General features: G+C 38.9%; 27 protein-coding genes and 1 pseudogene. 21 read left to right on the top strand and 7 right to left on the bottom strand.

The window, feature by feature from the left end:
• Window positions 1-29: 29 nt before the first annotated feature.
• From NSQ64_RS11675 to NSQ64_RS11635, 9 genes are all read left to right on the top strand, one after another.
• Window positions 30-1169, top strand: coding sequence for a conserved virulence factor C family protein (locus tag NSQ64_RS11675; protein WP_268382740.1), 1140 nt, complete (start codon window positions 30-32; stop codon window positions 1167-1169).
• Window positions 1170-1479: 310 nt separating this feature from the next.
• Window positions 1480-3156, top strand: a complete 1677-nt coding sequence (gene ilvD / locus NSQ64_RS11670; RefSeq protein ID WP_007500822.1) for a dihydroxy-acid dehydratase — start codon at window positions 1480-1482, stop codon at window positions 3154-3156.
• Window positions 3157-3237: 81 nt separating this feature from the next.
• Complete coding sequence (locus NSQ64_RS11665; RefSeq protein ID WP_008346384.1) at window positions 3238-3672, top strand: BrxA/BrxB family bacilliredoxin; 435 nt, start codon at window positions 3238-3240, stop codon at window positions 3670-3672.
• A 65-nt stretch (window positions 3673-3737) separates the two neighbouring features.
• Window positions 3738-4535, top strand: a complete 798-nt coding sequence (locus NSQ64_RS11660) for a class I SAM-dependent methyltransferase (RefSeq protein WP_341016641.1) — start codon at window positions 3738-3740, stop codon at window positions 4533-4535.
• 266 nt (window positions 4536-4801) lie between these two features.
• Window positions 4802-5419: a YpjP family protein gene (locus NSQ64_RS11655; RefSeq protein WP_024718552.1), complete on the top strand. Its 618-nt coding sequence runs from the start codon at window positions 4802-4804 to the stop codon at window positions 5417-5419.
• Window positions 5420-5437: 18 nt separating this feature from the next.
• A complete protein-coding gene (locus NSQ64_RS11650; RefSeq protein ID WP_008346387.1) occupies window positions 5438-5965 on the top strand; it encodes a phosphatidylglycerophosphatase A family protein in 528 nt (175 codons plus the stop codon).
• A gap of 113 nt (window positions 5966-6078) precedes the next feature.
• The gene (locus NSQ64_RS11645) at window positions 6079-6873 is read left to right on the top strand and encodes a thymidylate synthase (RefSeq protein WP_017367468.1); all 795 of its coding nucleotides are present in this window, start codon (window positions 6079-6081) and stop codon (window positions 6871-6873) included.
• Window positions 6870-7358 (top strand): type 3 dihydrofolate reductase, encoded by a 489-nt coding sequence (folA, locus tag NSQ64_RS11640; protein ID WP_341016637.1) that lies wholly within the window; start codon window positions 6870-6872, stop codon window positions 7356-7358. The genes NSQ64_RS11645 and folA overlap by 4 nt, the downstream gene beginning before the upstream one ends.
• Window positions 7359-7377: 19 nt before the next feature.
• Entirely contained in the window at window positions 7378-8001 is a 624-nt protein-coding gene (locus NSQ64_RS11635; protein WP_035703293.1) for a lysophospholipid acyltransferase family protein, read from the top strand.
• Window positions 8002-8039: 38 nt separating this feature from the next.
• Here the strand turns inward: NSQ64_RS11635 and trhA are convergent, their stop codons facing one another.
• Both trhA and NSQ64_RS11625 read right to left on the bottom strand, forming a co-directional pair.
• The gene (trhA, locus tag NSQ64_RS11630; protein ID WP_008346394.1) at window positions 8040-8675 is read right to left on the bottom strand and encodes a PAQR family membrane homeostasis protein TrhA; all 636 of its coding nucleotides are present in this window, start codon (window positions 8673-8675) and stop codon (window positions 8040-8042) included.
• Window positions 8676-8688: 13 nt separating this feature from the next.
• On the bottom strand, window positions 8689-9657 hold the full coding sequence (locus NSQ64_RS11625) for a sigma 54-interacting transcriptional regulator (protein ID WP_341016634.1): 969 nt from the start codon (window positions 9655-9657) through the stop codon (window positions 8689-8691).
• A 180-nt stretch (window positions 9658-9837) separates the two neighbouring features.
• Here NSQ64_RS11625 and ilvA point away from each other — a divergent pair, with 180 nt between their 5' ends.
• The 7 genes from ilvA (at window position 9838) to ypmT (ending at window position 14666) form a co-directional block, all read left to right on the top strand.
• A complete protein-coding gene (gene ilvA / locus NSQ64_RS11620; RefSeq protein ID WP_047946671.1) occupies window positions 9838-11106 on the top strand; it encodes a threonine ammonia-lyase IlvA in 1269 nt (422 codons plus the stop codon).
• 36 nt (window positions 11107-11142) lie between these two features.
• On the top strand, window positions 11143-11394 hold the full coding sequence (locus NSQ64_RS11615; protein ID WP_008346400.1) for a YpmP family protein: 252 nt from the start codon (window positions 11143-11145) through the stop codon (window positions 11392-11394).
• A 187-nt stretch (window positions 11395-11581) separates the two neighbouring features.
• Window positions 11582-12424, top strand: coding sequence for a DegV family protein (locus NSQ64_RS11610; protein ID WP_039963954.1), 843 nt, complete (start codon window positions 11582-11584; stop codon window positions 12422-12424).
• A 22-nt stretch (window positions 12425-12446) separates the two neighbouring features.
• Entirely contained in the window at window positions 12447-13037 is a 591-nt protein-coding gene (locus tag NSQ64_RS11605; RefSeq protein ID WP_341016631.1) for an SCO family protein, read from the top strand.
• A 69-nt stretch (window positions 13038-13106) separates the two neighbouring features.
• Window positions 13107-13868 (top strand): SGNH/GDSL hydrolase family protein, encoded by a 762-nt coding sequence (locus NSQ64_RS11600; RefSeq protein WP_017359696.1) that lies wholly within the window; start codon window positions 13107-13109, stop codon window positions 13866-13868.
• A 9-nt stretch (window positions 13869-13877) separates the two neighbouring features.
• Window positions 13878-14444 carry a YpmS family protein gene (locus tag NSQ64_RS11595; protein WP_268382725.1) on the top strand — a complete coding sequence of 189 codons (567 nt, stop codon included), beginning with the start codon at window positions 13878-13880 and terminating at the stop codon, window positions 14442-14444.
• Window positions 14445-14468: 24 nt separating this feature from the next.
• Window positions 14469-14666, top strand: a complete 198-nt coding sequence (gene ypmT, locus NSQ64_RS11590) for a protein YpmT (protein ID WP_008346409.1) — start codon at window positions 14469-14471, stop codon at window positions 14664-14666.
• A gap of 188 nt (window positions 14667-14854) precedes the next feature.
• On the opposite strand, the gene NSQ64_RS11585 is transcribed toward ypmT, so the two are convergent.
• The 3 genes from NSQ64_RS11585 to NSQ64_RS11575 form a co-directional block, all read right to left on the bottom strand.
• The gene (locus NSQ64_RS11585) at window positions 14855-15523 is read right to left on the bottom strand and encodes a DUF4397 domain-containing protein (RefSeq protein WP_268382723.1); all 669 of its coding nucleotides are present in this window, start codon (window positions 15521-15523) and stop codon (window positions 14855-14857) included.
• Window positions 15524-15640: 117 nt separating this feature from the next.
• Window positions 15641-15901 carry a hypothetical protein gene (locus NSQ64_RS11580; protein ID WP_008346413.1) on the bottom strand — a complete coding sequence of 87 codons (261 nt, stop codon included), beginning with the start codon at window positions 15899-15901 and terminating at the stop codon, window positions 15641-15643.
• A 52-nt stretch (window positions 15902-15953) separates the two neighbouring features.
• Complete coding sequence (locus tag NSQ64_RS11575) at window positions 15954-16385, bottom strand: MarR family transcriptional regulator (protein ID WP_007500780.1); 432 nt, start codon at window positions 16383-16385, stop codon at window positions 15954-15956.
• A gap of 138 nt (window positions 16386-16523) precedes the next feature.
• Between NSQ64_RS11575 and msrA the strand changes: the two genes are divergently transcribed.
• Together msrA and msrB are read left to right on the top strand one after the other, a co-directional pair.
• Window positions 16524-17057, top strand: coding sequence for a peptide-methionine (S)-S-oxide reductase MsrA (msrA, locus tag NSQ64_RS11570; RefSeq protein ID WP_341016626.1), 534 nt, complete (start codon window positions 16524-16526; stop codon window positions 17055-17057).
• Window positions 17057-17488: a peptide-methionine (R)-S-oxide reductase MsrB gene (gene msrB / locus NSQ64_RS11565; protein WP_007500777.1), complete on the top strand. Its 432-nt coding sequence runs from the start codon at window positions 17057-17059 to the stop codon at window positions 17486-17488. The genes msrA and msrB overlap by 1 nt, the downstream gene beginning before the upstream one ends.
• Before the next feature lie 52 nt (window positions 17489-17540).
• Here msrB and NSQ64_RS11560 read toward each other — a convergent pair.
• Both NSQ64_RS11560 and NSQ64_RS11555 read right to left on the bottom strand, forming a co-directional pair.
• Window positions 17541-18164 (bottom strand): annotated as a pseudogene (locus tag NSQ64_RS11560) (polysaccharide biosynthesis protein); the annotation flags it as partial.
• A gap of 12 nt (window positions 18165-18176) precedes the next feature.
• The gene (locus NSQ64_RS11555) at window positions 18177-19784 is read right to left on the bottom strand and encodes a recombinase family protein (protein WP_341016624.1); all 1608 of its coding nucleotides are present in this window, start codon (window positions 19782-19784) and stop codon (window positions 18177-18179) included.
• 251 nt (window positions 19785-20035) lie between these two features.
• Between NSQ64_RS11555 and NSQ64_RS11550 the strand changes: the two genes are divergently transcribed.
• The 3 genes from NSQ64_RS11550 (at window position 20036) to NSQ64_RS11540 (ending at window position 23293) form a co-directional block, all read left to right on the top strand.
• Window positions 20036-21145 carry a response regulator aspartate phosphatase gene (locus NSQ64_RS11550; protein ID WP_341016622.1) on the top strand — a complete coding sequence of 370 codons (1110 nt, stop codon included), beginning with the start codon at window positions 20036-20038 and terminating at the stop codon, window positions 21143-21145.
• Complete coding sequence (locus NSQ64_RS11545; RefSeq protein WP_272953963.1) at window positions 21146-21280, top strand: hypothetical protein; 135 nt, start codon at window positions 21146-21148, stop codon at window positions 21278-21280.
• Between the two features lie 87 nt (window positions 21281-21367).
• Complete coding sequence (locus NSQ64_RS11540) at window positions 21368-23293, top strand: T7SS effector LXG polymorphic toxin (RefSeq protein ID WP_341016619.1); 1926 nt, start codon at window positions 21368-21370, stop codon at window positions 23291-23293.
• Window positions 23294-23296: the final 3 nt, after the last annotated feature.

Raw genomic sequence — 23296 nt, 5'->3', positions numbered from 1 at the left:
GTCTTTATGTGTGTAAGGAGGATGTATAGATGAAAATAACTGCCATAGAACCAACGCCAAGCCCGAATACAATGAAAGTCATTTTGACAGAAGCGCTTGCAGGCGGTAAAAGCAATAACTACAAAAAAGATCAAAAAGAAGAAGCGCCAGAGATGATCAAACGCATTTTAACCATTGAAGGTGTAAAAGGTGTTTACCATGTAGCCGATTTCTTAGCGGTTGAGCGTAATGCGAAATTTGATTGGCAAGGTATTTTACAGCAAGTCAGAGAAGCCTTTGGACAAGAAACAGAAGGTCTTCAGGGAGAATCGCAGTCAGGTGATGACACATTTGGAGAAGTCAAAGTGTTTGTTCAAATGTTTAATGGGATTCCGATGCAGGTGAAGCTGACAGACGGTGAAAGAGAAGAACGATTTGGAATGCCTGAACGTTTCCAGGCAGCGATTTTAAAGCTAAGAAGCAGTTCAGATAATGTTGTATTTGAACGTGTGTGGAAAGAACATGGCGTACGTTTTGGAGAATTTGCTGATATCGGTCAAGAAGTCACAGAAGAGCTGCAAGCTGCATATGACGACGAGCGTTTATCGCGTTTAACAGAGGCAGTGAAGGAAGGTCAAGAGGCTGTAGATAAACAAGTGAACCGAAAAGCATATGATGTGACAGAAGAGATGCTGCGTGATGAAGATTGGAAGAAACGTTTTGCTCATTTAGAGCAAATGCAGGCAGAGAAAAAAGATATACCTGTTTTAATGAAAGCGATGGAGGATCCAAAAACATCGATTCGCAGACAAGCTGTTGTGAATGCTGGCATGATTGAAGATCCAGCCATTTTGCCTATTTTGTATAAAGGGCTTGAAGATAAAACAGTGACAGTTAGAAGAACTGCAGGAGATTGTATTTCGGATCTTGGTGATCCTAGTGCGATTGAAGCGATGATCCAAGCCTTAAAGGACCCAAGTAAGCTTGTCCGCTGGCGTGCGGCCATGTTCCTTTATGAAGAAGGTGACGAAACAGCACTAGAAGCTTTAAAAGAAGCGGAGCAGGACCCTGAATTTGAAGTCAGTCTTCAAGTAAAAATGGCCATCGAACGAATTGAGCACGGAGAAGAAGCAAAAGGCTCTGTGTGGAAGCAAATGACAGAAAGTAGAAAAAATGCATCAGAATCATAAGAAAGACGAGCAGGCTGCCAATAAAAGGCAGCTTGTTTTCTGAAAATGGCTTTTTTATTGGCAGAAAAATTTTTTTAGAAAAATTATTTTGAATATTGTTGAAATATGAGAAAAAACTCTATATAGTAGTACCAATATAGAATATTGGAGGTCAGATTTTATGACACAATCCTTGCTGAGCACTTGCTTCAGCAGAGAAATCAGTCACTATCTATTATAGGTGGCTAAATAAACAGAAAATTTGTAAAATAAAATGAACTCAAAATCATACAGTCAACAAGACTAGTAGTATAGGAGGCTTTTTAAACAGATGGCAGAACTTCGCAGTAATATGATTAAACAAGGAATTGACAGAGCACCTCACCGAAGCTTACTAAGAGCAGCTGGGGTAAAAGATGAGGATTTTGGCAAACCGTTTATTGCCGTATGTAATTCCTATATTGATATTGTCCCAGGGCATGTCCATCTTCAGGAATTCGGAAAAATTGTGAAAGAAGCCATTCGTGAAGCTGGCGGTGTTCCATTTGAATTCAATACAATTGGGGTAGATGATGGTATTGCGATGGGGCATATTGGGATGAGATATTCATTGCCAAGCCGTGAAATCATTGCTGATTCAGTAGAGACCGTGGTGTCTGCACACTGGTTTGATGGAATGGTTTGTATTCCTAACTGTGATAAAATCACGCCAGGTATGATGATGGCTGCCATGCGTGTGAATATCCCAACTGTATTTGTCAGTGGTGGACCGATGGAAGCTGGTAGAACAAGTGATGGCAGAAAAATTTCTCTTTCTTCTGTCTTTGAAGGCGTAGGCGCATACCAATCAGGGAAAATTAATGAAGAGGAATTAAACGAATTAGAGCAATTTGGCTGTCCAACATGCGGATCTTGCTCTGGTATGTTTACAGCAAACTCAATGAACTGTTTAGCAGAGGCGCTAGGGATTGCTCTTCCTGGAAATGGAACCATTTTGGCGACTTCACCAGAACGAAGAGAATTTGCGAAGAAGTCAGCAAAACAATTGATGGAGCTAATCAAAAAAGACATTAAACCACGTGATATTGTCACGGAAAAAGCGATTGATAACGCATTTGCTTTAGATATGGCACTTGGTGGTTCAACCAATACAGTTCTTCATACATTGGCGATTGCAAATGAAGCAGGCGTTGAATATTCACTTGAGCGTATCAATGAAGTCGCAGAACGAGTGCCGCATTTATCGAAACTCGCTCCAGCTTCAGATGTATATATTGAAGATTTACATGAAGCAGGCGGAGTGACTGCTGCGCTAAATGAATTGTCCAAAAAAGAGGGGGCTCTTCATTTAGATACCATGACCGTCACAGCGAAAACGTTAGGCGAGAACATTGCAGGTCATGAGGTAAAAGATTATAACGTCATTTATCCAATTGACAAGCCATTTACTGAAAAGGGCGGCTTAGCCGTTTTATTTGGAAACCTTGCGCCAGATGGAGCAATCATTAAAACAGGCGGTGTACAAGACGGCATCACACGTCATGAAGGACCTGCGATCGTATTTGAATCCCAAGAGGAAGCACTTGAAGGAATCATTAATCGAAAAGTAGAAGCAGGACATGTTGTCATTATTCGTTATGAAGGACCTAAAGGCGGTCCAGGCATGCCTGAAATGCTTGCACCAACTTCACAAATTGTTGGAATGGGACTTGGTCCAAAGGTTGCTTTAATTACAGACGGACGATTCTCCGGTGCTTCTCGCGGATTGTCTATTGGACACGTTTCTCCAGAGGCAGCAGAAGGCGGGCCGCTTGCCTTTGTTGAAAATGGTGATCATGTCGTTGTCGATATCGAAAAACGCATTTTAAGCGTAGATGTCCCGGAAGAAGAATGGGAAAAAAGAAAAGCAAACTGGAAAGGCTTTGAGCCAAAAGTAAAAACAGGTTACCTTGCCAGATACTCAAAACTTGTGACATCAGCCAATACAGGCGGAATCATGAAAATTTAATGTGAAATTGAACATTTGAAAATTGGCTCTCTCTATAGTATCCTTTATTCACAACATAAGGATTATAGAGGGGGCTTTTTTATGTCAATGGCATATGAAGAATATATGCGTCAGCTCGTCGTACCAATGCGCCAAGAACTGACAAGTGCAGGGTTTCAAGAATTGACGACTGAAGAAGAAGTAGAAAAAACGATGCAGGAAGCAGAAGGAACAACATTTGTTGTCGTCAATTCCGTATGCGGATGTGCGGCCGGTTTAGCACGCCCTGCTGCTACTCAAGCTGTCATGAAAGCAGAAAAAGCACCAGATCGAATGGTGACGGTCTTTGCTGGTCAGGACCGGGAAGCTACGGCTAAAATGAGAGAATACTTCACAGGTGAGGAGCCATCTTCTCCATCTATGGCACTTTTAAAAGGAAATGAACTCGTTCATTTTATCCCGCGTGACGAAATTGAAGGTCATGAAATGGAAGATATTATGAAGAACGTCTTATCTGCATTTGAAAAACATTGCTAATACAAATGTTGAAATGTCCTGTGATCCATCAGGGCATTTTTTCTTGATTATGATGGAGGAACGTCATGCTCATTACAACAAGCTTTAGAGCAAATGAACAAACAATTGAAACGGCAATGGCCCTCGCAAAGGACTTGGATGGTGAGTATATCGAGCGGCGCAAACAATCTGTCAAACAGCTTGCGATCAAGCGGGGGGATGTACTGGTTGTTGGGAAAGAACGATTTGAATGGTATCAGCCAAATGGTGAAAAGTTCTTTTTCCATCCAAGCTCAGCGATGTTTAGGGTGAAGCGGGTTCTGCGAGGGGAAAAAGATCCATTAATAGAAGCAGCACAATTAAAGCCGGGCGATTCCTTTTTAGATTGTACGCTTGGCTTAGGATCTGATGCGATTACCGCAAGCTGCGCTACAGGAGCCAATGGAAAAGTAGCCGGTATTGAAAAAAATCCGATGACGGCATTGCTTGTTCGAGAAGGACTCAGCACTTGGGAAACGGGTGTGGAAGAGGCAGACGAAGCGATGAAACGGATATCTGTCATCAGCGGGGATAGTATTGAGCAGTTAAAGAAGCTCCCTGATCGATCCTATGATATCGTCTATTTTGACCCGATGTTTGAAGAAACCATACAAGAGTCTGCTAGTATGATGCCGCTTCGTCATGCAGCTGAGCATCATTTTGACCATGAAACCGCTGTGAAAGAAGCAATGAGAGTGGCTAGAAAAAGAGTGGTTTTAAAAGATCATTGGAAAAGCACACGATTTACCACTGATTCCTATCAATTTCAGGTGATGAAACGTAAAACCGCCCAATTCCATTACGGATATATCTCAATAGAAGAAGACAAATCAACAAAACTTTAATCACTCTTAACAATTAAAAAAGCCCTATTTCAGGGCTTTTAATCGGTGATCTCCATATAGACAAAATAAAATAACGTCAGCAAGGAAGCTGTGATGAAAAACCCTTCAAGCATATCCATTCCTCCCAAATTTTAGTCGTCGTTACTGTCATTGTAAACGTTTTATCATGAAAAAGAAAGTCTCAACTGAATGACCAAATTGAATGACTGAAAATTCATTATATGCTAGAATAGCAGTATGATAACTTATGGAAGGAATTAGATATCATGAAAATGTGGATGAGAAAAACGCTCGTTGCACTCTTTACGATTGCGACTTTTGGTTTAATCTCTCCTCCATCAGCTTTGATGACAGACAAGCCATCTGAACTTTCTTCATCTGATAAATCACCTTATACAGCAGTTTATGATACATCAGATGATACGCGCAGCTGGGAATTATCGCAAGAAGACAACAAAGAGCGGGTAGACCCCTTTGAGCAATATAAGCAAGAGGTTCTATCAAGTGCAGAAAACCAATCCTTTCTCAAATTTGGTCGTAAAATCACACCTGTCATTGAGGACGAGTATAGAGAAGAGATTCAACCAAAAATTGAACAAGTGTTAACCGACTTTTTAACAAATTTCAAAGATGACGAAAAATTTCAAGATGTTGTTTTAACTGATCAGCCTTCAAGCGGAAATGGGGAAAAAATCTTCCACATTTATAATAGAAAGACTGGAGAAGATTTGCTTCGTTTTCATGTCAGGAGAGATCAGCCGCCTCACAGCGGATATTGGTTTAACTTTCACTACCATACAGCAGAAGATGGATTCCAGACGCATCATGAACTCGGTAATATTTACTGGGATAAAAACACCCCGCCGAGCTGGATGAGCCACTAGAAGGAGATGTCATGCCAATTGAAAAAGTATACAATGAACGAAATGGTTCGCATTACAAAACAGATGTTAAACGAGCGTGGAGTGAAAATAGAAGATATTGCACACATTGTGCTGAAACTCCAAGAGAAATACAACCCAAATCTTCCACTTAGTGTCTGCATTGAAAATGTTGAAAAAGTGCTGAATAAAAGGGAAATTGTCCACGCAGTTTTGACAGGACTTGCTCTTGATCAGCTGGCAGAAAAAAAGCTTTTGCCAGAACCTTTGCAGCATTTAGTTGAAACAGATGAACCGCTATATGGAATTGATGAGATTATTCCGCTTTCCATTGTCAATGTATATGGATCAATCGGTTTGACCAACTTCGGTTATCTAGACAAAGAGAAATTTGGTATTATTAGAGAATTAGATGAAGGTCGTCCTGGTGAAGTACACACCTTCCTTGATGACCTTGTCGCTGCGCTTGCCGCTGCAGCAGCAAGTCGCATAGCTCACTCACACCAAGATATTAAGGACGAAGAGCAGGATCGAGTGAATCAAGCATAAAAAGAAAAACATGTCTGCTCATCATGCAGACATGTTTTTTTGGTTTCAATTGGTTTCAACAAAAGCAGAAATAAGGTAAACTACAACAAGAACATAAATAAAGGATGAAAAAAATGAAACAATACAAAGAGTTATGCCGTCATGTATTACAGCACGGGGATGAAAAAGGTGACAGAACAGGAACAGGCACTATCAGCACGTTCGGTTATCAAATGAGATTTGATTTACAGGAAGGGTTTCCTTTATTAACAACAAAGAAATTACACCTGAAATCAATCATTCATGAGTTACTGTGGTTTTTAAAAGGTGATACAAATGTCAAATATCTTCAAGAAAATGGTGTCCGTATTTGGAATGAATGGGCAGATGAAAATGGAGAGCTAGGGCGTGTGTATGGTGCGCAGTGGAGATCATGGGCGAGTGGAGACGGAGAGACAGTAGATCAGATCAGCAAGCTGATCCATGATATTGAGAATCATCCTAATTCGAGAAGATTGATTGTCAGTGCGTGGAATCCAGGAGAAATTGATCAGATGGCGCTGCCTCCTTGTCATTGCTTGTTTCAATTTTACGTATCAAACGGTAAATTATCGTGCCAGCTCTATCAACGTTCGGCAGATATCTTTTTAGGTGTGCCTTTCAATATTGCTTCGTATGCACTTCTAACGATGATGATTGCCAAAGTGACAAACCTTGAGCCAGGAGAGTTTATTCATACGCTAGGAGATGCTCATATTTATCAAAATCATCTTCCGCAGGTCAAAATGCAATTAGAGCGTGAGGAGCGCACACTTCCGCAGCTTCGCATCACTAGAGATGTCAAAAGTATTTTTGATTTTACGTTTGATGATTTTGTGCTTGAGAACTATGATCCACATCCGCATATTAAAGGAGAAGTCAGTGTATGATTTCCTTGATAGTGGCGACAGGAAAAGACAGAGTCATTGGCAAAGATAATCAAATGCCTTGGCATTTACCCGCTGATTTAGCGTATTTTAAAAAAGTCACAAGTGGCCATACCATTGTCATGGGCAGAAAAACGTTTGAATCAATTGGACGAGCGCTGCCTAACCGGCGGAATATCGTGTTGACCACAAGTTCTTCTTTTCAAGCTGAAGGATGCGAGGTGGTCCATTCAATCGATGATATTTTAACCATTGCGAAGACCGAGGAAGAATTATTGATCATTGGCGGGTCTAAGCTGTATGAGGAAATGATGCCATATGCAGATCGTCTATATATCACGCACATTCATCATTCATTTGAAGGCGACCGTTTCTTCCCTTATTACGATGAAGAGAATTGGACGGTTGTATCACGTGAAAAAGGCCATCGTGACGAAAAGAACCCCTACAATTATGAATTTGTCGTCTATGACAGAAAAGAAGGATAAGTGAGTAGGAGGAGTACGGTTGTTTCGTTATTGGTTTTTAACGATTTATGTTGTTGTATCCTTTTTTAAAAGTATAAGGCATTTGTATGATCATGAATTAACGGATCCACGCATTTCCTATACGAAACGAATGCATCTCATCCATGAGCATGCAAAAAGGTTTGCCAGAGGGTGTATTGATCAATCAGGATCGGTCATGACCATTCATCAGCAAAAAAAGCTGCCAGATGGTCCTGTTATTTATGTCACAGAAGCACATCACCCAGTGACGACGACATTGCTGATTGGTCACTTAGAGAAGCCATTTGCTTTTATGGCAAAACCGCATCTGTTTCGCTATCCCATCTTAAAACAATGGTTGAAGAAGATGGCGGTGATCAAGCAGAATCAATCTGATGAGGCGTTATTAGAAGAAGCAAGAGAAAGAGTTCTATCTGGCCAGAGTCTGTTGCTTTCTGAACAGTATCGTGTCATGGCAGAAACGCTTGCTGAAGAATGTAACTGCTCACTTGTTCCGGTTGAAACAAGCGGCACAGACCGTCTTTTAACAGGGAAGATCGTCAAAAGACTTCGTCCAGTTAATGTCGATATCCATATCAAAGCACCGGTCAAGATGAGTGATTACGCACAAAAGCGCGCATAGAAAAAACCAGCATCCGAATGTGGATGCTGGTTTTTTGATCATGCTGGGATGTTGACGCAATAAAATAGAATGCAGAAGAACATGGATGCACTTCCGCCGAGAACAAAGCTGTGCCAAATCGCATGATGATAGGGAATTTTCCGCCAAATATAAAAGATCGTTCCGACTGAATACAAAATACCGCCTAATAGTAAGAGGCTGAATCCAGCTCCTGTTAATTGAATATACAGAGGTTTAATTGCGATGATAATCATCCAGCCCATTAATAAATAAACAAGGGTGGATACAATGATAAACCGTTTGACGAAAAAGATTTTAAAAACGATACCGCCTGCAGCAAGCGCCCATACGATTGCAAGAAGAGTATAGCCAAGTGCGCCTTTTAATGGGCCAAGCAAAAATGGCGTATATGTACCAGCAATCAATACATAAATCGCAGAGTGGTCAAGGATTTCAAATACATCTTTTGTTTTTTTGTGCCGAATGCTATGAAGCAAAGTAGAGCTTAAATAAAGCAGCAGCATCGACGCACCGAATATCGAAAAGCTAATAATGTCAGTGACAGTGCCGTATTGAACAGCGAATAAAACGAGAAAAACAATGGCGGGAATGGATAAAATGACGCCAATGCCATGTGTAATTGCGTTGGCAATTTCTTCTTTTACAGTAAACAATGGATGTCCTCCTTTATTGAACCGGTACATAACCATCAAGCGACTTCAGAAATGAGAGACCTTCAAGTGTAATCTTCGTTCCAGCTCTGCCTTTCCCTTTCGTCACATAGGCTTTTTTCTCAAGATCATCTAATCGACTCCTGACTTGCTGAGGGGTCAGCGGGATGTCGCCTTGTTTGCTTAACTCAGACAAGATACGTCTGCTTGCTGCTTCTCCTTTTTCATTTAGAGACTTAATGGCTTCGAGTAAGAAAACAAATTCTTGTTTCTCCATAAGCGTGAGCTGGTGTTCTTCTTTTTTTCCTTTACCAGCTGTTTGTTGAGGTAATAATACAAAAGGTGGCAAGTGATGCAAGAAAACTGTTTGTCCTTCGAGAATCGCGGCTGCATAATGAACGATATTTTTGAGCTCCTGGACATTCCCTTCAAACGAATATTGCTGTAAGACTTCCCACACACTTGAGTCGATGTCAGGCGTTATGTTCAGTTCTTGAAAGAAAGCAGCGGTTAAAATAGGAATATCTGTTTTTCGATCTTCTAAAGGCGGGAGAGTTATATGAAGCACATTGAGCCGATAAAACAGCTCAGGTAAAAAACTGGACGAAACGCTCATCGCCTCTAATGATAAAGACGAAGAAGCAATGATTTTTGTTGCAGGAGAATCTTCGAGAAAACGAATGACCTGATGCTGCATAGGAATACTAAATGCGCTGACTTCGTCTAAATAAAGCACATGATTTGCCGCATGAGTAAATGCTTCCTGCAAAGTCACTTCATCTACAATGGGGCAATAGATATATTTCATCGAAGCCTGCGCAGCAAATGAATGGGCCATTTCTTGTGCAAAGCGTGATTTGCCTGTTCCAATTTCACCTGTGATCAACACAGGCTGATCGTTTTTCGTGAATTGTTTTGCCAAATGAATGGCGTGTTTTATATCTTGGTGTTCTCCATATATATTAGCAAACGGATGTGTGGTCATCGAGCGATTCCTTTCTTTTGGTTCTAATTGGTTTTATTATAACACCCAATTAGAACAAATGTATAGAAAAACGAAAAAGTTCATGAAATTTATCTCCGATCCATGATCTATTGGTTTATTTTTTGAATATTCATGTTATAATGACAAATTAAATAAGGTTAAAGAGAAAGGATCTTGTACATGAAACCGTTGCTCAAAGAAAACACGCTAATTCAAGTGAAAGACATCTTAAAAGCCCATCAAAATTTGAAGGATGTAGTGATTCATACACCACTTCAAAAAAATGAGCGACTTTCTGAACGATATGAATGTAATGTCTACTTAAAAAGAGAGGACCTGCAAGTTGTTCGTTCTTTTAAATTAAGAGGCGCTTTTAATAAAATGAGCCAGCTGCCAAAAGAAAAACTAGAAAACGGCATTGTTTGTGCCAGTGCAGGAAATCACGCACAAGGCGTTGCCTATTCTTGCAAATATTTAGGTATCCACGGGAAAATCTTTATGCCTGCTACCACACCAAGGCAAAAAGTATCTCAAGTGGAGCTTTTCGGAAAAGAATATGTTGACATTATCTTAACCGGAGATACCTTTGATGATTCGTATCATGAAGCAGTCAAATGCGGAGATAAGGAAAAGCGGGAATTTATACATCCATTTGATGATTTAGATGTCATGGCAGGACAAGGAACAACTGCTGTAGAAATATTAAATGATATCGAAGTGGAACCTCACTTTTTATTTGCAAGTGTCGGAGGTGGAGGTCTGTTATCTGGTGTAGGTACATATATCAAAAATATCTCACCAGAAACCGAAATTATTGCAGTCGAACCGCTTGGCGCAGCTTCACTGCATGCTTCACATGAGAAGGGCGAGGTTGTGACACTTGATTCGATTGATAAGTTTGTAGACGGAGCAGCGGTTCAGCGGATTGGTGAAAAGACGTTTACATCGCTTCAGTCTGTTGTCGATAAAATCAGTCTTGTACCCGAAGGGAAAGTATGTACAACGATTTTAGAACTGTATAATCAATGTGCGATTGTAGCAGAACCGGCAGGCGCATTGCCTATCGCAGCATTAGATGCCCATCGCGAGGAGATTAAAGGCAAAAATGTCGTTTGTATTGTCAGCGGAGGCAATAATGACATTGGCCGAATGCAAGAAATCAAGGAACGCTCCATGATTTATGAAGGACTCCAGCATTATTTCATCGTTAATTTTCCGCAAAGAGCAGGTGCTCTCAGGGAATTTTTAGATGAAGTGTTAGGGCCAAATGATGATATCTCACGCTTTGAATATACGAAAAAGAATAACCGAAGCAAAGGACCTGCGCTTGTTGGGATCGAATTGAAAGAAAGAGATGACTATGCAGCGCTGATTGACCGAATGAATAAAAAAGGCTTCCACTATGTTGAAGTGAATAAAGATCAAGATTTATTCCACCTATTTATTTAGGCTTAACAGATAATTGGAAAAGAGGATTGATCGTTTGTGCTGCTCAAAACAATATGTTTTAGACGGATGGATGGAGCTCAGATCAAGGTAACAGAAGTCCCTGTTTTAAAGGGAGATGAATCCTATGGTTTCATGCTCACCTTTAGACTTGAAGCTTTCTTGAAAAAAGTCTATGTATCTAAGGGAAAGAGGCATGTGTACTCTTTCAGGGAGGATGTGAAACGTAACGTCAAGTGGAGCACATATGAACAGATCTACCAAGAGCCTACACTAAAACACAATGCGTAAATTGGAATCTTTGCCAAAGAGAGTGAGCGGCCATTTTCAAATGGGGGCTACTCATCTTGGCAAGGATTTTTTACATGAAAAGAAGAAAATGTGACAATTTCAAAAACGTTCTGACAGTTGTTTTCAAGTATGCACGAAATAAGGTAATATCATATGTAAAGACTAAGACAGCAAGGATGAGACGATAGTGAAACAAATTAAAATTGTAACAGATTCAACTGTGGACCTTCCGCAAGAAAAAATCAATGATCTTTCCATTCATGTCATTCCGCTCAATATCTCCATTTCTGGGGTTGATTATATTGACCGAGTGAACATACAACCAGATGAATTTATTGAAAAAATGGAGGCCGCTGATGAACTGCCGAAAACGTCTCAACCTGCGATCGGTCAATTCGTCGAATTATATGAAAAACTGACGGCAGATGGAAGCGAAGTCATTAGTATCCATTTAACTGGTGGGATGAGTGGTACGGTTCAAACTGCTGAAAGCGCTTCTAAAATGGTAGACGGAAATATCACTGTCATCGATTCGAATTTTATTTCCTATGGTTTAGGGTTTCAAGTCACCAAAGCAGCAGAGCTTGCAAAAAAAGGGGCAAGCCGTGATGACATCCTCAAAGAAATGGACAAAATTCGTCTTAAAACAAAGCTATTTGTCACAATCGATACATTAGAAAATCTCGTGAAAGGTGGACGAATTGGAAGAGGAAAGGCGCTGATCGGTTCACTTCTTCATATTAAACCAATTGCCAGCTTAACAGACGGCATATACACACCAGAAGCGAATGTGAGAAGTTACTCCGCTCTTGTCCGCTATTTGACAAAACAGTATGTACAGGCGGTGAAAGGAAAAACCGTTCAGGCAATTGGGATTGCACATGCAGACGCATTAGAACTTGCAGAAAAGCTTAAAGCAGCACTGCTTGATCACACACCTGATGCACTAGTTGACATCGCTTATACAACACCGATTATTTCCTGTCATACTGGTAAGGGCGCTATAGGCTTTACTTTTTATACCGATTGATTGAAAAGGGGATGTAATTGTCATGTATACAAAAAGGGGAGCCTTATTTGGTGCGCTTACGATCATAAGCGTGCTTCTTTTAGTCTCATGTTCAAATGGACAAATCAAGGATGCATTAAATTATCAAATCCAGCCGTTTGAGTATCAAAACCAGGATGGTCAAAAGGTGTCGCTCGACGATTTAAAGGGGAAAGTCTGGGTGGCAGATTTTATTTTCACAAGCTGTGAAACGATTTGCCCGCCGATGACCGCACATATGACAGAGCTACAAAAACGGTTAAAAGAAGAAAAATTGGATGCGCACATCATTTCATTTAGCGTCGACCCAGAGGTGGATTCACCGAAAAATCTAAAAGAATTTGCAAAAGCATATCCATTATCCTTTAAAAATTGGGATTTTCTCACTGGTTACTCGCAGTCAGCGATTGAAAAATTTGCAATGAAAAGCTTTAAGACGATTGTGAAAAAACCTGAAGACGAAGACCAAGTGATACATCAATCTCTGTTTTTCCTCGTTGATCAAGAAGGAAAAGTGATGAAAAACTATGATGGTGTTCAAAATACGCCATATGATGAAATCATCAAGGACATCAAAACACTGAATCGAAGCTAGTATAAGGATGTTCAAATGAGCGAAAACATGATACACTTTTTTAATCAGAAAAAGGAGGGACATCATCGTTTGAAGGCTCGTTTGATTTTGATTGTGATGTCTCTAGCTTTTGTTCTTTCTGCATGTTCCGCGCAAGAGGCTGGCATAAAGGATAAACTAGAAGACACACAAAACGTAAAAGAACATATTACGATCGCAGCGGTTGGAGATTCCTTAACAGAAGGAATCGGAGATCAAAATAAAAAAGGGTATGCCGGCATCACTCGTGACAAGATAGAAGCGGTGGACGGTGTACAGTCTGTTACATTAAAAAACTATGCCATTAAAGGCAGTAGAACGGTAGATTTATTAAAAAGATTAAAAGAAAAAAAAGTGCAGGATGGACTGAAAGACGCTGATTATATTTTCTTTACGATCGGCGGAAATGACTTAATGCATGTCGTCCGTCAAAATGTGCTCAACTTGACATTTGCTCCTTTTCAAAAAGAGCAAGGTCCTTTTGAAGAGCGTTTTAAGACCATTCTTGCTCAATTAAGAGAGCATAATGACCATGCAAAGATCATGTATGTCAGTATGTACAATCCTTTTAAATTCAGCTTGTCTGAGCTGAGAGATATTGATGAGGTCGTCAAAGACTGGAATGCTGCTGCCGAAAAAGAACTAAAAAAAGACGGCAATGCTGATATGATCGATGTAGCAGATTTATTTGAAGATGATAAAGATGAAAAATTACTGGCAGATGATGATTTCCACCCAAACCAAAAGGGGTACTCTCTTATGGCAAATCGTTTATTCTCAGAAGTGAAAAAAGAAGGACTGCCGAAGGAATAGGGTGAAAAGATGAAAAAATGGAAGAGTTTATTTTTTATTTTACTGTCAATTAATCTATTGATTGTTCTTGTATGCGGTATTTTTATGCTGCTGCCGAGCGATCAATCCGCTTCGGAAAAAGAAGTGAACAGCGAGTATGCTTTTAACATTTCTAGTTCAAAAGAATCGCTCACCAGCTTTGTCAATGATTATTTGAAAAACCAAGGATCAAGCGATATGCCCGACTTTCATGTTGCGATTGACCAAGATGTGAAAGTAACAGGTGCAATCAAAGCTTTTTCTTCAACGATTAATGCAAATGTATCATTTACACCAACTGTTGAAGATAACGGGGATGTTCTGCTGAAAGTAGATGACTTTTCAATTGGACAATTAAGCATCCCAATCAGTTTTGTTTTAAGCTACATGGGTCAATTCTATGAACTGCCTGATTTCGTTCATGTGAAACCAGACCAAAAAACGGTGGAAGTGCGCCTTTCAGAAATGCCGCTGACGAATGATATGTATGTCAAAGCGAACAAAATTGATCTTGAGAATGATGAAATTGAATTCTCATATTATCATCCAAAGCAATAGAACGTGTAAGTCAGGAGTGAAACTATGAAGCGAGTCTATCAATATTTTAGTTTACTGTCGCTCTTATTTGCTGCATACTTTGGCATGACAGCTGCCTCTCATTTGAAAGCAGAAAATATCGACCAGTTTTACTTAAATATCGCCTATTGTGCATTATTTTTAGGTACCATGATTCTTGCTTTTGATTTTCAAAAACAAGAAAAAGCTGAAGATGTCTCGTAAATAGCCTTTTCCATTTGGAAAGGCTATTTATCTTCTTTTCAGCGGAATAGAAAACCTTTGCATTCTAGGAAGGACGAGTACTGGCGCAGAGTGAATGTGACATTCGTGAGCACCAGCACGCAGGACTGACACCGAATGCGAGGGTTTGTCTTCACGCTAAGAGCCTTTTCCTTTTGGAAAGGCTCTTTTTACATTTGGTGAGACAAGACGACTTTTGCCATTAGCTCTGGCTCTCCGTTTGCAAATCCATGAAGTAAAATAAGATAGGCCCGCTTTGTTTGCAGGTGAACTTTCGGAATATCAAGCAGTACACTTTGAGTACCGGCAGCTTTTAATTCAAAGTGATACTTATTCGGAGAGAAGTGGTGGATTTGGGTGCCGTTCACATATCCGAGTTCCTTTGATAACATGCCTTGATCTCGTTCATATATATCAATGAAAGGGAGGTCTGGTGACAGCTGGATAAACGTGAGTGCTGATAGCTCTTCTTGCTTAATCAGCGAGTCTTGCTTTTCTGTGAGCAGCGCAAAGCCGGTACGAGCTCCTGTGATACATAGCGTGTAAGTCTCGTTTCCATTAATCATCATACGGGAAGAAAGAATTCTTTCTTTTGTAGCCAGCTTGAATACTTCTATCTCATAAACACCCTCATCCCATTCCATATAAGCAGACAGCTGACCGTATGGCAGCTTTTTTTGGATTGGCTGCTGATTTACCAATACAGCAAGCTCACTTAAATCCGGTGCAGCGTGAAATAATCGAATAACAGCTTTGGAAATGGTGTTTCTCGGATGGTATGGGGGAAAGGTAGCTAATGGACGATATAGAAATTGATTCATCTCGTAGAGCTGCTGCACGTCTTTATCCCTTCTTTCTCTGCAATGTGTTTTTTGTAGCGTATGCAAGAAAGGGACGATCTGTATAGGCAAAAGAAACATAGAAAAAAGCCTGACAAAAAGTGTCAGGCTCTCGTATTAAGAAGGAGATGAATATTGATGATATTCAGCCAGCTTAATGAACGTTTTTTCATCCTCAATTAATCCGCACACGCCGCACTGGACTTTGATTTTCGGTCCTTGATAGTTCATGTGAAAAGGAGAAAGCTGATCTCCTTCATATGTTTCGACAATAGCTCCAGTTGCTGGATCAAGTTTCACAGGTTCTGAATGCTGCTCGATGAGATTAAAACGCGTTCTGTTGGTTTTGCAGTTCGGACAAAGATATGGACTTGTCATGGTTCATTCCACCTTTTTATCCGTAGCATGTCCTCCACGCTAAATTCTATGCTTAATCCTTTTGACTTTTATCCAGCTTTTTAAATAATTTGATCATCGTTTTCAGTTCTTCATCATCAAATGATTCAAATCGTTCCATGAAGTATTCTGTTTTCTTTTTCTCAAAATGCTCAGTAATTTCCTTACCCTTATCGGTTAAGTGGATTTTGATGATGCGTCGATCCTCTTTTGAACGGATACGAGTGATCCAGCCTTTTTCTACAAGTGTGTCGGTTACAGCTGTAATATGGCTTGCTGATACACCGAGAATTGAGGCGAATTCCGTTACTTTTTTTGCGCCTTGTTCACGCAGCAGATTTAAAATGAGAAATTCATTCCGAGATAATTCGTTTTCAAGCAAGCTGTTAATTTCATAACGTATTTGCTTAAATACGGTTCTCAGTAAAGTATCCATTTCATACATCATTTGTTTTCTTTGTTCCAATCATTAAACCCCCATTATATTTTAAGATACGACAGAATGCTTTCATTTGTTTTTAGGTATACAAGTCGTATCATTTTCATTATTTTTTATCATGTTATAATATGATGATACCATTTTTTAAATGAAGGGGGCACTAATATGTCTGAAAAACAAGAATTAGCCACATTTGCTGGAGGCTGTTTCTGGTGTATGGTTAAACCTTTTGATGAACAGCCAGGCATTATCAAAGTTGAATCAGGGTATACTGGCGGACATACAGTGAATCCAACCTATGAGGAAGTATGTACAAATACGACAGGCCATAGAGAAGCCGTTCAAATTACCTATGATCCAGACATTTTTCCGTATGAGAAGCTATTAGAACTATATTGGCAGCAAATAGACCCAACAGATGATGGAGGACAATTTGGTGATAGAGGAGAGTCCTACCGTACAGGGATTTATGTCCACAATGAAAAACAAAGGCAACTTGCAGAAACATCAAAAGAGCAGTTGAGCCAAAGTGGAATTTTCCAAAAGCCAATCGTGACAGAAATTTTAGAGGCTAGTCCTTTTTATCCTGCTGAGGAATATCATCAGCATTATTATAAAAAGAACAAAATGCACTACGAACGATACCATGTCGGTTCGGGCAGAGCAGGTTTTATTCAATCTCATTGGAGTGATAAATAATGGCTAACGAAAAAGAGCAGCGCATCAAAGAATTAAACCGAATGCAGTACGAAGTGACGCAAAATAATGGCACTGAGCCGCCATTTCAAAATGAATTTTGGGATCATAAGGAAGAGGGCATATATGTAGATATCATTTCAGGCAAACCATTGTTTTCTTCTTTAGATAAATTTGATGCCCATTGCGGCTGGCCAAGTTTTACAAAACCGATTGAAGATCAAGAGGTAGAAGAGAAAGTAGATACGAGCCATGGCATGGTGCGGACTGAAGTTCGCAGCAAGACGGCCGACTCTCACCTTGGTCATGTATTCCCTGACGGCCCAGGGCCAAACGGTCTTCGATATTGTATTAATTCTGCCGCTTTAAAGTTTATCCCGAAGGATGATCTTGAAAAAGAAGGCTATGGTCATTTGAAACACATCTTTCAATAATTGATTTAAAAATCGTCACATGGAAGTCAGCTGCTTCCGTGTGACGATTTTTTTATTTTTTATGATGGGTATGATGTAATTGTTCAATGATGTGAAACAGTTTCTCTTTTGTAATGAGCGGTGCTTCGTTTGATGTGTAATGGGTCAAATGGACTTTTTGAAAATGAGGGTGAAGATGTGGTCTTGGTAAAATGGCATAAAATTGTTCATGTTCAAATAGTGCATCTGCCTCGTGAGGGAATGTGAGCTCCTCGTGAAGTTTTTCTCCAGGTCTTTTTCCGACAACAAGAATATCAGGAGAAGGAACGTTGATCTGACCGGCATATTCATGAAATGCTTTCAATAGATCAGCCAGCTGTAATGACTCCATCTTGAGGATGAATGTTTCGCCGCCTTTCATCATGATAGCTGCTTCAAGCGTGAGAGATACAGCTTCTTCGATAGACATAAAAAAGCGTGTCATCTTAGGATCAGTTACAGTTAGAGGTTGTTCATTTAACAACTGTTGAAGCATGATGGGGATGACGGAACCCCTTGATCCAAGCACATTGCCAAACCGGACAGAGCAAAACCTCGTTTTCTGATTTGAAATACTTTCATTCGCTTGAAAAAACAATTTTTCTGAAATTAATTTTGTAGCTCCCATGGCATTTGTCGGAGAAACCGCTTTGTCGGTTTATCATGATGATTAATGAGATATGTTAGCAATTCGAAGATACGGATAAATCTCAAACTTAGCAGGGATGGGGCCTCGTCTTTTTTCTGTCATTTCTAAAACTATATAATCAAAAACAGTTCTTAATTTTTCATTTTTCAAACCTCTACTTTTAGATTCTTTATAAAATTTAACTACATCTGCTATGTTGACTCTGAATTCATTGACATCTTCATCTTTGACTTCAAACGTCATACTTAGTTCTTGTTTTAATTTTTTTATGTCACTTATTTCTTTTTCAATGGCTGCTTTCCTTTGCAAAAACATTTCATCAGTATAGATTCCTGATTCAAATTTTTCAAAAATAAATGTCAATTTGTTTTCAAGTTCTTTTTGTTTTAGATTCGCTTGAACAACTATCTGTTCACTTGTCTTTTCCGAATTGTTGTTTTCTGCTGCTTTCATGGATTTTTCAATTATAACCTTTAGTTTATCATTTTCTAAAGCAACTAACTGCTCAAGATAGTCTAAAATAGCCTCTTCAACATATTGATACCTTACAGATGTGCACTTGTTTTTCCTGCAAATAAGCAACTTCACATGAAAATAGCTAGAAGTTCCATCTTTGTTTTTTCTGTTGTATTCAGATTCAAATTTTTGAAGTGATTTTCCACAAACAGAGCAAACGCATATTCCCGCTAATTCATTAGGTTCGTAAGATGTTACGACTGGGAGCAGAGGAACTTTATTTTTAATCTTTTCTTGGACAACTTCAAAGTCCTCTTTATTGATTATTGGTTCATGAGCATCATCTACAATAATGTGTTCACTTTCAGGTCGGAAGACTTTTTTTCCATCTTTTGTGGTTTCTCTTGCTTTATACCTAACCCTTCCCATATAGGCTTCATTTTGAAGAATATTTCTAATGCTGTCCTTACTCCATCTTTTTCCTCCCCTAGGAGTAGTGAATTGAAGTTTGGTAAGATGGGTGGCAATAGCTGTATAACTTAAATCCTTACCATCAAGACCATTTAAGAAAATATCAAATATCAACTGCACCACAGCTTTGTCTTCATCCACTGGTTCAAGGCGAGAAGTGCGCTTGTTTAATTTATATCCAAATGGAGCTAAACCAGAAACCCATTTACCTTGTGCAGCATAAGTGAATTTAGCGCCATTCATTCTTTCTCTTGTCATTTCAAATTCTTCTCTGGCCATAAATAATTCAAATCTAATCTGACGAGCATCAATTGGATTTCTTGGATCATAAACTTTATATGGTGTAATTATGATAATTTTTTTATCATTTAGGAGATTGACGATTTCTCCAGCATCACTGTAACTACCACGACTAAGACGAGTTATTTCCTTTACAGCAATTGCTTGAAATTTTCCAGACCTCAGATCAGCTAGACAACTTTTAAAAACTGGTCTTCCTTCAATACTTTCACCAGAACCAATTTCAGTTCTTGTTTCATAAGGTATCTCAATCCCAGTCAATATTTTATTCATAAGTTCTTTTTGCTCAGTCAAAGTGTCCTCGCCAGTACGCTTCTCTCTTTCAACATCTTGCCTAGAACGTCTTAAATAACCAATAATTTTAGTCACATTATAAGAGTTGACAATGTGTTTTAATTCCAATAAAAAAGCACCTCTTCTCGTTATAAACGGTTAAACCGTATTTTGATAAAGTGATTGTATTATATATTTATTACAAAAAAACAAAATATTACCTGTATGCATATGGCTATACATTCTACATAAAACATATCTTTTATAGATAAGCATTTTGCGGTATACTGAAAACTTTCAAAATGACTATCTTAGCTTTACATATGCTGTAAATATCATGTTGAAATTATACAAAGGAATTGTATATAGGGGGTAACGGGATGACAAGGTTAATAGCCTCTCAGGAGGTAGGGAACATGTTAAATACTTGGAATCTTGCCATACAAAAAGGGGATTTATCAGCAGCTATTGAAATGCAAGATGACATAGATAAGGCAATCGAATCAATGGAAGAAAATCAAGATATTCTTTTGTACTATCAACTTTTGAGCTTTAGGATTAAGCTGAAAATTCAGAATATTAGCAGAAATTTAGATAAGCCATTCTTTCAGCGGAATGCTCCAGACGAAAAAGAAGAAAAAACAAATAAACTCATGTCTTATTACTTTTATTTTTACAATGGGATATATCATGATTACTTGCAAGACTACGATAAGGCTTTAAGCTATTTCAGAATAGCCGAAAAGAAGTTGGCTTATGTTGATGATGAAATAGAAAAAGCTGAATTTCATTATAGATTAGCTGTTCTATTTTATGATTTGAAAATGACTTTCCTATCTAAATATCATGCTCAAATCGCTTCTGATACTTTTAATGCTCATGAAACTTATGTCAAAAGACAAATTAACTGTAGGTTACTGCACGCCTTAAACTTAATAGATCAATTTAAATACGATGATGCAAGCGACCTCTTTAATGAAGCAGAGGGAATGATTAAGAAAATAGAGGATAATCACTTAATCATACACCTGTATTACAATATGGGATTTTTGGAAAGTAAAAAAGGCAATTACTCAGATGCTGCTGAACTATACAGGCGCATCTTAAGCTACAGAGAAATTGAAAAAAATGATTTATTGAAATTAAGATGTTTGTATGAATTATCTAGGGTTGGAATACTAACTCAAAGTAAAGAAGCAATAGAAGTAATAGATCATGGCTATAGCTTGTCTGAACAAGTTAATCATGAAATTTTTAAGGTTAAATTTAAATTATTGAAAGAGCTTGTTTATGATGTTACTGAATCGCAATTAAACAATATTAACACCTTATGCGTAGAGCTTGAAGAGAAAAGAGTGTGGGTTGATTTAGAGGAAATCTTGGTTGATGTGGCGAAATATTTAGAGAGAAGAGGCTTGCTGCAACAATCATTGGATTACTATAAAAGAGCCTTACGTGCAAGCCAGTATGTAGGAAAAGGAGTGAATTAAATGAAAAAGTCTATTTTTATAACATTATCAATAGCAGTACTAGCACTAGGTACACTTTTCTTTACAAATGGTTTAATTCAACCTCTGCAAGATGATGTCCAAACAGTTGCATCAAGAGGTAGCTCTGGAGGATGAATGGTTAAAAATGGATAAATCGGATTAAAGTATAAGACTCCTTATGGTATTCTAGTAAAAGAATATTTCACAAAGGAGTCTTTTTTTATGAAAATATTAGACGCTCCCTCTCTTATATCAGCTGTTGAGAAAAGGTCAAAGGCATATGAACAGCTTCGAGAAGAAATAACAGATTTGAAAAAGGCATTACAAGGTGTTGCCAACCTCGGTGATGAGTTCACAGGTAAAGGTGCAGACAATATCAAAGCTTTTTATAATGATCTTGCACTATACACAGACACTTATCTTGATTTTATTGATATGCAAAAGGCTTTTTTAGATGGAGTCAAAGGAAAGCTTGATGATGAATCATTAGGCGGTAGTACATTTATTGATGAGCATTTCTTAGACGCTCAAGTGAAGCAAGGCATTAAGAACAATAAAGACATGATTGAAGAACAAAAGGAAGCCCTTACGGCTATTTTCGATGATATTAGTGATTTGATTGAACTACAGACATTTTCCAGCAAAAAAGTAGATGAGCATTTAGATAATGCGAACGAAGAAAGAAAAGATGCGATTGAGGCTTTACATAAAATAGATCATGAACTAAAAACAGAATATGAAAAATCAGAACCGATTGAGAAACATCTTGCAACCTTTTATGCAAAGATGATGGCTGCTACTGGAAAAGGTAAGAATGCTCAACCCATGTATTACGATGCAAAAGCATTTCATGAGACAGATGTGTACAAGAATCATGATAAAATCGATGCACAGGTGAAAGCATATTTAAAGGTGAAAAAAGAAGAAAAAGAGAAACGAAGAATCAAAGAATTGAAAGAAAAACTCAACGATCCTTCGTGTCTATCAGAAGCAAAATACTTTGAGATTGTAGATGAGATCGGTTATGAGAATCTCACATATGATCAAAAAATGTATTACAGCCAGCTTCTCCAAATCAAAGCACAGGAAGAAGCATCGGAGGTATTCGTTGATAGTGTAAAAGGTGCTGCAGTGGGTCTATATGATGTGGCAAAAGATACAGTAGTTGGTATCTACGATCTTGTGACAGATCCTAGAGGTGCCGTTGAATCAGTCGTAACGGCTGTTTCTCATCCAATTGAAACGTCGAAAGCGATTGGAAAGTCGATTTCAGACTCATTCCAAAAAGAGGTCATAGATGGTGATGCGTATTCGCGGTCACACTGGTTCGCCTATGCGACTGGTTCTCTTGCAGAAATTGTCTTTGGTTCTAAAGGGGCAGGTGCCTTCACAAAAACAGGGACAACAGCGGCCAAAACAACAGTGAAGAAAGGCCTTGAACAAGGAGCAAAATCAATAGATAGAGTTTCTATTCCGAATCTATTGCCATACTCACCAAAGTTTCAAATAGCAGGTGGAGGGAAACTCCCTTATAACGTGTTTGACGGAGAAAATCTCAAAAAAAAACTCCTCTCCATGGCAAAGCGTTTAGACAACAACTCAGGATACGGTATCTCTCAGACAGGCAGAAGATTACCAGCACCCAAATCACCACCGATCGTTGTCAGTTACGGAGAGCACTATGTGCGATGGAAACGCAAAAAGGTATTAAAACCGAATGTCGTTTATTCAACAAAGCAAGGTTACACCTACACAACAGATCACTATGGCCGCATTGTCAAAGTCGAAGCAAATAATTTAAAATATGGAGAGGTCAAAAGAAACCAATATGCTCAATCCAATTCAGGTAAGCCGGATCGATTATTAAAAGATGATGGAGGTCATTTAATTGCCTCTATTTTTAAAGGGTCTGGAGATATTGATAATCTTGTACCAATGAGTTCACAAATTAATCGAAGTGGTGGGAAATGGTATGAGATGGAGCAAAGATGGTTGAAGGCATTGAGGGCTGATCCACCTAAACATGTAGAAGTTAGCATTGAACCTATCTATAAAGATGCTTCCTTAAGACCAGATAGTTTCGTCATCGAATATAACATTGGAAAACGATCCTATCTTGAAAAAATTAAGAATCAACCTGGAGGCTAAAGA

Origin of the sequence: Bacillus sp. FSL W8-0183, assembly GCF_038006825.1 — a bacterium.
In the GTDB taxonomy this organism is placed as follows: Bacteria; Bacillota; Bacilli; order Bacillales; family Bacillaceae; genus Bacillus; species Bacillus altitudinis.
This window is presented reverse-complemented; position numbering and strand designations above follow the sequence as displayed.

Excerpts from the sequence above, each read along its gene's own strand:
- folA (WP_341016637.1), top strand. The coding sequence starts at position 6,870 with ATGATTTCCTTGATAGTGGCGACAGGAAAAGACAGAGTCATTGGCAAA.
- NSQ64_RS11540 (WP_341016619.1), top strand. The coding sequence starts at position 21,368 with ATGAAAATATTAGACGCTCCCTCTCTTATATCAGCTGTTGAGAAAAGG.
- msrA (WP_341016626.1), top strand. The coding sequence starts at position 16,524 with ATGTCTGAAAAACAAGAATTAGCCACATTTGCTGGAGGCTGTTTCTGG.
- msrB (WP_007500777.1), top strand. The coding sequence starts at position 17,057 with ATGGCTAACGAAAAAGAGCAGCGCATCAAAGAATTAAACCGAATGCAG.
- NSQ64_RS11675 (WP_268382740.1), top strand. The coding sequence starts at position 30 with ATGAAAATAACTGCCATAGAACCAACGCCAAGCCCGAATACAATGAAA.
- NSQ64_RS11605 (WP_341016631.1), top strand. The coding sequence starts at position 12,447 with ATGTATACAAAAAGGGGAGCCTTATTTGGTGCGCTTACGATCATAAGC.
- NSQ64_RS11580 (WP_008346413.1), bottom strand. The coding sequence starts at position 15,901 with ATGACAAGTCCATATCTTTGTCCGAACTGCAAAACCAACAGAACGCGT.
- NSQ64_RS11545 (WP_272953963.1), top strand. The coding sequence starts at position 21,146 with ATGAAAAAGTCTATTTTTATAACATTATCAATAGCAGTACTAGCACTA.
- NSQ64_RS11645 (WP_017367468.1), top strand. The coding sequence starts at position 6,079 with ATGAAACAATACAAAGAGTTATGCCGTCATGTATTACAGCACGGGGAT.
- NSQ64_RS11595 (WP_268382725.1), top strand. The coding sequence starts at position 13,878 with ATGAAAAAATGGAAGAGTTTATTTTTTATTTTACTGTCAATTAATCTA.
- ilvD (WP_007500822.1), top strand. The coding sequence starts at position 1,480 with ATGGCAGAACTTCGCAGTAATATGATTAAACAAGGAATTGACAGAGCA.
- NSQ64_RS11665 (WP_008346384.1), top strand. The coding sequence starts at position 3,238 with ATGTCAATGGCATATGAAGAATATATGCGTCAGCTCGTCGTACCAATG.
- NSQ64_RS11625 (WP_341016634.1), bottom strand. The coding sequence starts at position 9,657 with ATGACCACACATCCGTTTGCTAATATATATGGAGAACACCAAGATATA.
- NSQ64_RS11660 (WP_341016641.1), top strand. The coding sequence starts at position 3,738 with ATGCTCATTACAACAAGCTTTAGAGCAAATGAACAAACAATTGAAACG.
- NSQ64_RS11550 (WP_341016622.1), top strand. The coding sequence starts at position 20,036 with ATGACAAGGTTAATAGCCTCTCAGGAGGTAGGGAACATGTTAAATACT.
- ilvA (WP_047946671.1), top strand. The coding sequence starts at position 9,838 with ATGAAACCGTTGCTCAAAGAAAACACGCTAATTCAAGTGAAAGACATC.
- ypmT (WP_008346409.1), top strand. The coding sequence starts at position 14,469 with ATGAAGCGAGTCTATCAATATTTTAGTTTACTGTCGCTCTTATTTGCT.
- NSQ64_RS11655 (WP_024718552.1), top strand. The coding sequence starts at position 4,802 with ATGAAAATGTGGATGAGAAAAACGCTCGTTGCACTCTTTACGATTGCG.